Source organism: Pirellulales bacterium, assembly GCA_035533075.1.
Lineage (GTDB): Bacteria > Planctomycetota > Planctomycetia > Pirellulales > JAICIG01 > DASSFG01.
This window is the reverse complement of the sequence record DATLUO010000016.1, coordinates 1-11,273: the sequence shown is the minus strand read 5'-3', so window position 1 is coordinate 11,273 and position 11,273 is coordinate 1. Positions and strand designations below refer to the sequence as shown.

Here is an 11,273-nt window from a genome sequence, read left to right as displayed (position 1 = left end):
TTCGTTAGCGCCACCGGCATCGCGTCATTGCTCGTTGAACGGCCGGCCGGGCGGAGGACCGGGCGGCTGTTGCCAGTTCCACTGCGTGCGATAGGGAACCATCAACTGCGGCGTTTCCAGCCGCTGGCCGCCGTGCTGCTTGGAGACGAGCAGCAAGTTCAGGCAACCGCTGGTGAGAAGCGTCCGCTCGACAGGCCAGGCGGGACGGCCCGTCTGGAACATCGAGTCGATCCCCTTCACGAGATACGTGAAGTGCATCACCGGCCGGGCTTCTTGCGTCCAGAACAGCGTGGAGGCGGTGCGGCCGTCGGCATAACGCCAGGCCGCCGCCCATTCGGCCACCGCGCCGTTGAGCGTCAAGAGGCTGGTCCGCAATCCGTCGGCATACTCGACGTGAAACAGCACCGGCTCAGGCACAATTTCGGCCAGCGGCTTGCCGCCGCCGCGGCGGTCGCGCCGCCGGCCCATCGCCGCGTCGAAGAGGTCCTGGCTATAAAGCCGGCCGGCCGCCTCCCACACGGCTTTGCCTTCGAGACAAGTGACCGCGCGCACGCCTGTTTCGCCGCCCGAACGCCGCTCGGCCAGCGTTTGCAACATTTCCAGCCCGTGAAAGCCGTAGGCGTCGAGCGTGTGGTAGGAGACGCCCACGATCTCCTTGAGTGCGGCGTCGCGCTCCACGTCGGCCGGTGGATAGCGCCACAGCACCGGCAACGACGAGCCGGCCATGAGCGGCACGCCCAGTTCTTTTGCTGTATCGTAGAGCCACTTTGCGTCTTGCCAGTTGTCGGCCAGATGCTTGTCGCAGAAGACGGGCACCACCCTGCCGCTGGCCCGAAACACGGCCGCGATCTGCTCGAACAGCCGGCGCTTGGGATAGACCGTTTGCCCGGTCGGCGAGAGCCGGTACTTGCCATGTTCGGCCACCAGCAACACGCCCTCGACCGCCAGCTTGCCGCTTCCCAGGGTCAATGTATCAGCGACGTCATCGTAGATTCCGAACCCGTATTGCTCGGCGAGCTTGCGGCTTTTGTCGTTGGCGGGCACCTGATCGGTGTAAAGCGAAACGAGCTTCAGGTTCGGCCGCTCGCCCTGGCCGTTGAGGGTGTAGCCCTCCAGCAACCGGCTGACGATCACGTCGGCGTGCGAGTTGTGGAAATAGCTCGTGACGACCGCGGCGACCGGTTTCGGCTCCGCCGCGGCCAGTGGGCAGGCAAGCAGGATGATCGAGCACAGTAGGCACATCTGGGCGGGGACGACGGTCAAGAATCTGAGCATCATGCAAGTCTCCAGGGGTGATGCCGCAATTCTATACTTCACGCGGCCAGCCGATGCCCAGGTAGCGTCACCACCGGGGCATCGCTTGGCCGGCGGCGCGTTTTCTGGGCGAACTGGGTCTCGGCCAAGCTCTGCCCCAGCCACCGAAATGTCTCAATGTCGCCCGCGTGAAGTATAACGCCGGGTAAACAGGAAGCTATAATCTGCGTACCGGTCTCTGGCAGACCACTTTCGCCTACACCCATCGAAACTTCATCAAAGGAGGCCAATCCGTGCCACGATTCCCGCGTGTCTGGCTGATTGCGGCGTTGCTCGTCATCGTTGCGTTCCAAATCGGGCCAACCGCGAACGGTGACGAGTCGCCGCTGTCGGCCACGGTCACCAGCTCGCTGGCCACAGCCGAGGACCATATCCGGCAGTTTGCTTTCGACGGCGATCCGACAACCGCGTTTATTTCGGCCGACAATCCGCACGCCAACGATTCTTTAACCCTGGAATTCGACGCGCCGGTCGCCGTCCGCTCGATCAAGGCCACGAGCGGGCGCTCCGACGGACGCGATGTTCTGGAAAGCGGCGCGTTGGAAGCGTCGGCCGACGGCAAGACCTTCGAGCGGCTGGCGACCTTTGCCGGCGGCGCCGCGGAAGCGGTGCCCGGCGAACACCTGCTGAAGGCCGTGCGGATCGTCGTCACCGCCGATCTGCCGCACCCGCTGGCGGTCCGCGAACTGGCGATCGAATCGCCCACGCCGGTGGCAACGTTTCAGTACCCCATCGAGTTCCGCGTCGATGTGGCCGACGCTCCCGACATGGAGGACTGGGCCGGAAACACCGCGCGGATCTGCGAACGGGCGTATCGCATGATCAATGAGGAGCTCGCCAGCGACGGCTACAAACCGCCGCACTTCGTTACGCTGGCGCTCAAGAGCGACTATCAGGGCGTCGCGGCCACGGGCGGCGAACATATCGTCGGCTCGGTGAAGTATTTCAAGGAGCATCCCGACGATGTCGGCGCCATGGTCCACGAGACCGTCCACGTCGTGCAACGATATCGCGGGCGGCGCAATCCGGGCTGGCTCGTGGAGGGCGTGGCCGACTACGTGCGGTTCTTCAAATTTGAGCCTGGCAACTTGGGCCGAATCGACGCCCGGCGGGCGCACTACGACCGCAGCTACCGCGTAAGCGCCGCTTTCCTGGCCTACCTGGTGGAAACCTACGACAAAGACCTCGTCCGCAAGCTCAACCGGCTGTTGCGGGCGGGCGAATACCGCGCCGAAGTTTTTCAAGAGCTGACCGGCAAAGCTCTGGACGAGCTCGACGACGAGTGGCGGGCAACGCTGCAGTAGGACCGAAATTGCTGGAAGTCCTGCCAATTGCAAAGTATTCTCGAAGGATGGCAGGAGGAGCAGACGAACCCACGATGCCCGGCAGAAACACGTCGATGTGTGCGGTGATTGCGCTGGCGATTCTCATCGCCCTCGCGCCGCCGCCCTGCGCCTGGAGCGAACCGCCGGCCGCCGCACTCGGCGGCCTGGCTCTGCTCACCCGGTCGATCCAGCAAGCACGCGCCGTGGCGCACGTGCCAGACGAGAAAGAACTGGCCCAGGCCAAAGCCGACGTGCTGGCCGCACACGGGCAATTCTCGGCTCGGCTGGCCGACGTGCCCGATGGCCAGAGCACGGCCGACGATCTCGGCCTGGCGTCGCTCGTCGAAGAGTTGGACCGGCCAGCGCCCGACTTCGAGGCGCTGGCGCGGAACGACGAGAACCTGCGTCGCAATTCGCCCGGTGCCAAGGGCCACGACTACGAGCGGCTGCGCGACGCGCTGCGGCACTACGTGCGCCTGGTGCGCGCGAGCAAGTTGCCCGACCTGACCGAGCAATTCACCACCTGGATGGACCGGCTGCAAACGGCCGTGGCCCGCTACTCGGCCGACCGTTCGGCGGAGAACCTGTTGTCCGTGGCCGAGGCTTACGACTGGCTGTTGGCCCACGCCCAGGCCCGCGACGTGCTGGAGCAGGTACGGCAGGAAACGGTCCACGTGAACCATCGTATGCGTTTTTCGGCCGACTTCCTCAATCACCTGGTACACCAACGGCTGGTGCGGCCCTTGTCGAGCGACGAGCAAAGCGAAGGGGCGCAAGTGCGCGTGCGCGGCACGGTCGACGGAAAGTTGAATATGACGCTGGTGCCCGACGAGGCACGCGGCGTGGTCCACGTCGGTTTCCGCGGCGTCGGCAACATGGACATCACCGCGGTCAAAGGCCTGGCCACGGTCCGTGCCCGCGGGCAAACCCAGATTACCGCGGCCCAACCGGTTTTTCTCACGCACGCGGGGTTCGCGGTCGGAACGCCCACGTCGGCCGTGCGTCACCGCACGACGGGCAGCAGCGTGAACTTGGGTGTCCGCTGCCGCGTGTTGCGCCGCGTGCTGACGCGGGTTGCCGGAAGAGTCGTCGGCCGGCAGCAGGCGGCCAACGACCTCAAGGTGGCGCAGCGCACGCGAGGGCAAGTCGAAAAGCAGTTGCAGGCCGAAAGCAGGCGGGTCGCCCGACAGGGAAACCAGACCATCGAATCGTTCGGGCTGTTCGCGGCCTTAGGACCCGACCCGGCCTCGCGACTGCGTTTGCGAACGACCGCGGGTTATTTGGAGTGGCTGGGCCGCTACGCCGGCGAAACGCAATTCGCTTCGCCCGCCGGTCCGCCCGATGCGGTGCCCGGCAACCACGCGGTGCTGTTTCAGGTTCACGAGTCGGCCGTCAACAACTCGCAGCGCTTCATTGCCGGGCGGCTGGTGAACGAAGCCGATTTTCGGGAGATCGTTTTTTCGACGTTCGGCCTGGTGCCCAGCGACGACGACGAGGTGGCGGGCCGCATTCCGGCCAGCATTATCTTTGCCCAAGACGGTCCGCTGACGATTGCTATTCGCGACGGGAAGCTGCTGATCACGGTGCGATTGGAGGCCATCCGCGGCAATGGTTCGATGCGGCAGGGGGGGCCTTTTACGGTCAAGACTGCGTATCGGGTGGACGTCGGCGAGAGACCGGTCAAGCTCATTCGCGAGGGGCCGATCGAGATCGAGCCGAGCAGCTCGACCGAAACGGAAGTGGTGCGGGATATCTTGTCGCGGTTTTTTGTGAGCGAGGCCACTTCCGACGGCACGCCGCCGCTGGCCGCGGTGTTGGCGCCCGCCGTCTTGCGACTGGAGCAGCTCAGCCTGGTCGACGGCTGGCTGACGTTGGTACTCAAACTGGATGAAGGAGCAACCAGTGATTGAGCGGATGGTCGTCGGACTCGTCGTCTTGACGATGGTCGGCGGAGGGTGGGCGGAGCGGGTTGGCGCTCAACCGACCGCGGCCCAGGTTGCCGGCTGGCCCGCGCGGCTGGGCGGTACACTTCCGGGAGGCTTACGCCTCCCGCTCGCCACCGCGGACGGCGGCTGGCGCGAGCGAATGGCCGAGATGGAGCTGCTCGTCAGCTTTCAGGGCAAGGGGTCGAGCATGTCGTACGACGCGGGCGTCGTCGAGCGCGCCTTCGAGCGGGTGCCCGCCTTGGCCCGCCACAAGGTGATTGTGGCCGGGAACAGCTCCGGTTCGATCATTGCCATTTATTATGCGTGCTATGGGTTCACGCGGACCAGCGTCGACTATGCCGCCCATCGCATTCAGCACGCCGACGTGAGCGCCATCCGGTCAAGCGAAAAGTTGCCGTCGAAGGTCGCCAAACTGCTGACGAACCGGCCGACCGAGGTGTCGCCGGAGGGACTCAAGGAGAGCATCGCGTTTGCGTTGGGCGTCGAGCAATGGCGAGACGCCGCCGACATCGACGAGGTGGTCCGTCGCAGCCGGCTGAGGCCGGTCTATCCGGTGGTGATCGTGGCCGCCAACAAAGAGGTGCTCGACAATCGGGGCGAAGGGCACGTGCTCGACGCGCAGGACTACAAGGAGTTCGATCCCGGCAACTTCGCCGTCTCATGGCGGCCCGATGTGTACGACTTTTATCGCCGCCGGCCGGAACGCTTCGCCCGCGACAACCCCGGCCTGACGCTCGGCGAAGATCGCTACATCGGCAAGGCGTGTACCTGCTTTGTCGATCGGACGATGTTCGAGCTGCTGAGCCAGATTCCGGAGGAAGAGCGGCTTTGCGACTTGCGGTTGATGACGACGCCGGCCGACATGGCCCTGGCCATTCGGGCGTCGGTAGCCGAGCCGAGCTACTTTCCGCCCGCGGCGGAGACGGATTACTCGAAACTTTACGTGGGGGGCAAGTTCGGCACGGCGGGGCGCAGCAAGCGGCGCAGCTACGTGGGCGGCTTCATCATGCCGCTGGTGGCCCACGACGCGCGGCGGATGCTGCCCGGCCTGCGTGTGATGGGTACAGGCGTGCGGCGGGTGCCGTTGATCGCGCGGCAACTTGTCAAGGCATGGTATCTGGTCGATTTGCAGGAGACGGCCGACCAGTGCGCCTGGTGGACCGACTTTGAGGTGGTGATTCCTCGTGACACGCAGGCGCAGATTGCCCATCGCAGCCTGGCGCAGCGCGATGAATTTGCCGCGGGGTTTGAGCAAGCCGGCGTGTGCCTGGATTCCGGCCACGGTTTGCCGAAGTACGTCTTGCGGCCCAAGTATTCGTATGCGGCGGAGTCGGCGATCTACCCGGCCAACGAGAGCCGAGACCAAATCGAGCCACCGGGTGGTCGAAGTGAGCCTGCCACGCTGGAGACGATGCGCGGGCTGGGGCCGATGTTGAAGGGTTCGGGGTTCAGGGTTCAGGGTTCTGAACCCTGAACCCTGAACCCCGAGCCCTCCCCACATAACCGCGCATCCGGACGGCAACGGCAGGCGAGTCGAAGTAGACCGACGGCACGTGCCGCTTGCCGACTGCCGGATTCGCATTGAATTGCCTCACTTTCTCGAAGCTGCCGGCCGCGACGGCTGGTTGCGGCAATCCGCGCAGGCCAAGCGGGCGGCGGTCGAAGAAGTGCTCGTAGGTCCGCAACACGCGATCGCCGGGATTGTAGGTAATCAGCATCCGCTCGACCTGGCTGAGCGCGGAATCATACTGGCCGCCCGGCCAGAGCGAAAAGGGCTCGATGGCCGGCGCCACCAGCACCGCCTGGATGGGGCGGCGCGCGGCGGAGGCCGGCTCGGCGAGCGGCTGGCCGGCGATCTCGCGCGAAGCCAGGCCCTGCAGCGTGGCAACCACCGTGCGGCAGCCCAGACTGTGCCCTACCAGGCTGACGGGCACCCGCGGCCCGAGATCGGCAATGAGGGAAGCCATGTAGAACGCCTGCGACTGCGTGGCCGCGTTGCTGCGCTCGACCTGGTCGCGCACGCTCACGCCGCACTCGAACTCCGAGGGCCACTTCCACAGCACGCCGCGGAAGGGCGGCAGCCCCGCGCCGACCTTGCCGAACAGTTCGCCTGCCTGCTTCAGCGCCAGCCGCTCATCGGAGAATATCCCGTGAACGTAGAAGCAAACCGGCAACGAAGAGTCGGTGGCCGTCAGGAACTGCTGGCGCGTGTAGCGCACCCAGCCGCCCGGTTCGCAATGAAAGATGGCGAGCCGGTCGAGCGCGGCGGACAAGTCGCCGCAGCACGGGACGCCCCGCGTGTTGATGACCCACAGGTCGACGCAGCCCGGCCCGCAATGGCAGCACGCGTCGCCGCCGCCCCAGGCCGTGCCCGTCAAAACCGCCACCAGCAGCGCCGCCCAACACCAGGCCGCGTCAGCCCGCCGGACATTCGCGATCAGTCGAGCAAGAGCCATGAGTACCAACGACGGCGGTCGGGCGGAATGAGGCGAGTCCCACTGATTCATCTTCGTCCGCAGCGGGCAAAACGTTTGCAGTCGCGCTCCAACGGAGCGTCCGGATTTTCCGCCGGCAACGGTGGAAGGGGGACTGCGTCGCGAAGAATTCAATTATGCCGTGCGTGCCCAATTTGCCGATAAAGTAGCCCGCTTGCTCCGCAAGCGGAACGGCCCCGACATGCGCTCGAAGTTTTCTGAACGGACGGTCCCCTCGCCCTTGTCTCCGCAGGGTCGCATGGCTGGCCCGTTCGGTATATACTTCACGCGGCCGAGAATGAGGCATTTTTCCGCGAGCAAAAGCGGTGGCTGGGGCAGAGCGAGCTTGGCCAGATAGCGGCTGGCGCCCATCAACGGCGTGGCGGCCAAGCGATGCCCCGGTTGGACGCACCGGGGCATTGTCTGGCCGCCGACATGAACGAAGTGCCAGCCTCCATCTGGCCAGACTCTGCCCCAGCCACCGCCAATGTCTCATTCTCGGCCGCGTGAAGTATAGAATCAACCATGATCTGTTGGAGAGCCTAGGTTGAAACCGATGTGGTGGGTTGCTTGCGGCGCGGTGCTGGCCGGGTTATCGGTGGCGGCGGGGGCGTTTGGCGCGCATGGGTTGAAGGGCCGGCTGGCCGAAGACCTAAAACTCTCGGCCGACGAATCGGCGCACCAGGAAGCCGCGCGCCGCCTAGAGATATTCGATACGGCCGCGCGATACCACATGTATCATGCCATCGCGGTGGTGCTGATCGGACTGGCGGCAACGCGTCACTCGTCGATCTGGCTGACCGCCGGCGGTTCGCTGTTTGTCGCCGGCATTCTGGTCTTCTGCGGCTGCCTGTACGCGATGGCGCTCGGCGCACCGCGAATCCTCGGCGCGGTCGTGCCCTTCGGCGGCGTGGGATTCATCCTGGGCTGGATTTGTCTAGCGATTGGGGCGGTTCAGGCGGCCAGCGAAGGCATAGCGTCATGATGGAGAAGGCGATCAATTAGGGTTCGCGATCCACATGAGCATGACCGGCACTCAATTCGGCGGTGAGGAGGCGTTTCAGGCCGACCCACAGCGTCTGTATGCCACGCTGACCGATCTCGACACGTTGGCGGCCAGCATTCCCGACCTGGTTTCAGCGGAGCGGCCCGATCCGCAGACGCTTAAGTGCGTGGTCAAGCCGCGTTTTTCATTCCTGCGGGCGACGCTCCGCATGACCATTCGTTTATCGGACCTCGACCCACCGCGATCGGCCACGATGCACGTCGAGTCGGAAGGGATCGGCATTTCGATGCAGATGACCTCGTCGCTCAACATCGAGAACGAAGGCACGGGGTCGCGCCTGCGCTGGACCGCCACCATCGACCGCGTGGGCGGGCTGATGGCCACCGTCCCCGCCGGTCTTGTGAAAGGCGCCGCCGACCAGGTCATCCGTCAGGCTTGGCAGCAGGTGCGGGTGAAGCTCGGCGAGGGCGAGCGGGAAGCCTAAGCTTCCCGGTGGTGGCTGGGGCAGAAGCTGGCCGAGAGCGAGCCGGCAATCACCAAACGCGCCGTCGGCCAGCGATGCCCCGGTCGTGGCGCTACCGGGGCATCGCCGCGGCCGAGCGTCAAGTGGGGAACTGTCCGAGCGCGCCGCTCTGCCCCCGCCACCGCTGTCTGCCTCAACGACCGAGGCATTTTTTATTTGAACGCCTCGAACTCCTTGCCCAAGATGGCGGCCGCGACCTTCAGCTTCAGGATTTCGTCGGTCCCTTCATAGATGCGGCAGACGCGGACGTCTTGCAGATGACGGCCGACGCGATACAGCTCCGAAAATCCCCGTCCGCCGAAGATCTGCACTGCCCGGTCGGCGGCATCCCAGCCGGCGTTGCTGGCGAACAGCTTGGCCTGCGCCACGTGCATATCGGCTTGCCGCGCCACCGCCGCGTCGCCGGGCGATTCGTCGCCGGCCTGCTTGGCACGGGCCGCCCGCTCGACCATCGCCTCGGTCGCCGCGCGGTGCATCTCGATCGCCGCGATGTGCTCTTGCACGAGCTGATGCCGCCCGATCGGCTTGCCGTGCTGGTGCCGCGACCGCGCATAATCCACCGCTTCGGTCAGGCAATCCTCGATCACTCCCAGGCAGCCGGCGGCCACGCTCAGCCGACCCGACACCAGCGTGCCCATCGCAATCCGAAAGCCGTCGCCTTCGTCGCCCAAAAGATTTTCGAGGGGCACCGGATGTTCGGTCATCTGGAACATGCCGGTGTTGGCGGTGAACATGCCCAACTTGGCCGGCAGGTCTTCGGTCTCGAACGTCTCGCCGGCCGTATCGACGATGAACGCGCTCATTCGCCGCGGCGTGTCGGCCTCGGGATAGGCGAACACAATCACCGCATCGGCGATCGCGCCGTTGGAGATCAGATACTTGACGCCGTTGAGCAAAAACCGGTCGCCGTCGCGGCGGTAGGTGCTGGTCATTTCCAGCGGATTGGAACCCGCGTCCGGCTCGGTCAGACCGAAGGCCAGAATGCACTCGCCCCGCGCCGCCAGCGGCAGATAGCGGGCTTTCTGCTCGTGATTGCCGAACCGCAGGATGGGGTACTCGCCGATCGACGTATGGCCGGAGAAAAAGGTGCGCACGCCGGTGCCTTCGCGGCCGATGCGGGCCAAAGCACGGGCGTAAGTCACGGCATCCGCGCCGCGTCCGCCGTACTCGACCGGCACGGGCATGGCCAAGACATTGTGCTTCCGGGCCAGTTCGACCGTCTGTTCGTTTTGCCGATGTTCGACGTAGCACAACTCCTCGATCGGCCGAAGTTCCTGGCAAAAAGCCTCAACGTCGGCGAGCAACTCGGCGCTTTTCAAATCGTTCATTTCAGTCCCTAGGGGCGGCAGCCAACAAGGAATTGTATACTCATCCCTAAAAAGAAGCCCCACCACTTACGAAAAGCGATGGATCATGCTTGGCCGTTTTATCCGCTACTTGGCCAGCCTGCTCTATCTCTGGTATCATGGTAATGATGAGCACCTGTTCCGCGGGACATCGGCAGGCTTCCCAGGCGAAGACCATCCGAGTCCTGGCATGACGGCAATGATCGAGCTTTCGGGTGCCAGTTGCCATCAACTTGAGGCTGACATGGTGCTTGGTCCCGCGAGTTCGCACGACGCAGCCGATTCCTGTGCCGTCGCGGACGCCAAGCGGGCCTAACGATAGTTCAGACCCGTTAGCTCAGCATAGCGCTCAAATGAATCTCGACCGACTCGGCCAGCGCCTGCGGACGATAGCCGCCCTCCAGCACGCTGACGACCTTGCCATCGGCGAATGCGTCGGCCACGTCGAGCACGATCGTGGTCAGCTCTCCAAAATCTTCGCTTTCCAGGCCCAGCGAGCCGACGGGGTCGGTGCGATGACTGTCGAAGCCGGCGCTGATGAGCACAAGCTGCGGCTTGATCCGCGCAGCAAAACCTTCCAACGCGCCTCGGAAAAGGTCGAGATAGGCTCGGCGCGACGTGCCGAACTCGACCGGCAGGTTCATGGTGCTTCCCAGACCCGGTCCGGCGCCCGTCTCGCTCGCCCGACCGGTTCCCGGATAAAACGGCCAGCGATGGACCGACAAGAAGCCGACCTGCTCGTCGCGCCAGAAGGCGTCTTGCGTGCCATTGCCGTGGTGGACGTCCCAATCGACAATCATCACGCGGTCGAGGCCAAGCTCGGAGACAGCCGTGCGGGCCGCAATCGCGACGTTGTTGAACAGGCAAAAGCCCATCACCTCGGCCTGCAGCGCATGGTGGCCGGGCGGCCGCACCAGGCACAGCGCGTGTTTGTCTTCGCCGCCGACCACGCGCTCGACGGCGTCGCAAACGGCCCCCGCCGCCAGCAGCGCCACCTCGTACGACTTGGGGCTGACGATCGTGTCGGACTCGATCTGGCCGCCGCCGCGCTCGGCAAAGTCGGCCACTTTCTTGGCGTAGGCAAGGTCGTGAACCCGTGCCAGCCGGACCATCGACACGGGCTGCCAGGCGTGACGAGTACAGTTCGCGACCAGAGCCGCATGTTCCAAGCGGTCGATCACTTTGATCAGCCTCAGCGGACGTTCCGGATGAGCGCCCGTCTCGTGGTCCAAGAACCGCGGGTCGTAGTAAAGGAGGGTCATAGGGCCATTGTCGGGCACGAGGCAGGTTGGGACAAGTTGGGCGTGTAGGGTGGGACCAGCGAGCTTGCGAGCGCCGG

At 65.0% G+C, this 11,273-nt stretch carries 10 protein-coding genes; 6 read left to right on the top strand and 4 right to left on the bottom strand.

Translation table 11 applies throughout. The annotated features are described in order from the left end of the window. Positions 1–24 precede the first annotated feature (24 nt). Entirely contained in the window at positions 25–1,278 is a 1,254-nt protein-coding gene (locus VNH11_01565; protein HVA45047.1) for a hypothetical protein, read from the bottom strand. 269 nt (positions 1,279–1,547) lie between these two features. Between VNH11_01565 and VNH11_01560 the strand changes: the two genes are divergently transcribed. From VNH11_01560 to VNH11_01550, 3 genes are all read left to right on the top strand, one after another. Continuing rightward, positions 1,548–2,618 (top strand): basic secretory protein-like protein, encoded by a 1,071-nt coding sequence (locus tag VNH11_01560; protein ID HVA45046.1) that lies wholly within the window; start codon positions 1,548–1,550, stop codon positions 2,616–2,618. Between the two features lie 74 nt (positions 2,619–2,692). Continuing rightward, complete coding sequence (locus tag VNH11_01555) at positions 2,693–4,549, top strand: hypothetical protein (GenBank protein ID HVA45045.1); 1,857 nt, start codon at positions 2,693–2,695, stop codon at positions 4,547–4,549. Beyond that, on the top strand, positions 4,527–6,059 hold the full coding sequence (locus tag VNH11_01550) for a hypothetical protein (protein HVA45044.1): 1,533 nt from the start codon (positions 4,527–4,529) through the stop codon (positions 6,057–6,059). The genes VNH11_01555 and VNH11_01550 overlap by 23 nt, the downstream gene beginning before the upstream one ends. On the opposite strand, the gene VNH11_01545 is transcribed toward VNH11_01550, so the two are convergent. Then, positions 6,034–7,041: a hypothetical protein gene (locus VNH11_01545; GenBank protein HVA45043.1), complete on the bottom strand. Its 1,008-nt coding sequence runs from the start codon at positions 7,039–7,041 to the stop codon at positions 6,034–6,036. The two genes, VNH11_01550 and VNH11_01545, sit on opposite strands and share 26 nt — an antisense overlap. A 574-nt stretch (positions 7,042–7,615) precedes the next feature. Between VNH11_01545 and VNH11_01540 the strand changes: the two genes are divergently transcribed. Next, positions 7,616–8,044, top strand: coding sequence for a DUF423 domain-containing protein (locus VNH11_01540; protein HVA45042.1), 429 nt, complete (start codon positions 7,616–7,618; stop codon positions 8,042–8,044). Between the two features lie 40 nt (positions 8,045–8,084). Continuing rightward, positions 8,085–8,549, top strand: coding sequence for an SRPBCC domain-containing protein (locus VNH11_01535; GenBank protein HVA45041.1), 465 nt, complete (start codon positions 8,085–8,087; stop codon positions 8,547–8,549). Positions 8,550–8,740: 191 nt separating this feature from the next. Here VNH11_01535 and VNH11_01530 read toward each other — a convergent pair whose 3' ends face one another. Next, positions 8,741–9,916 (bottom strand): acyl-CoA dehydrogenase family protein, encoded by a 1,176-nt coding sequence (locus VNH11_01530; GenBank protein HVA45040.1) that lies wholly within the window; start codon positions 9,914–9,916, stop codon positions 8,741–8,743. A gap of 85 nt (positions 9,917–10,001) precedes the next feature. Between VNH11_01530 and VNH11_01525 the strand changes: the two genes are divergently transcribed. Continuing rightward, complete coding sequence (locus VNH11_01525) at positions 10,002–10,250, top strand: hypothetical protein (protein HVA45039.1); 249 nt, start codon at positions 10,002–10,004, stop codon at positions 10,248–10,250. A 16-nt stretch (positions 10,251–10,266) separates the two neighbouring features. Here VNH11_01525 and VNH11_01520 read toward each other — a convergent pair. Further along, on the bottom strand, positions 10,267–11,273 hold a 1,007-nt coding region (locus VNH11_01520; protein ID HVA45038.1), incomplete at its 5' end, for a histone deacetylase.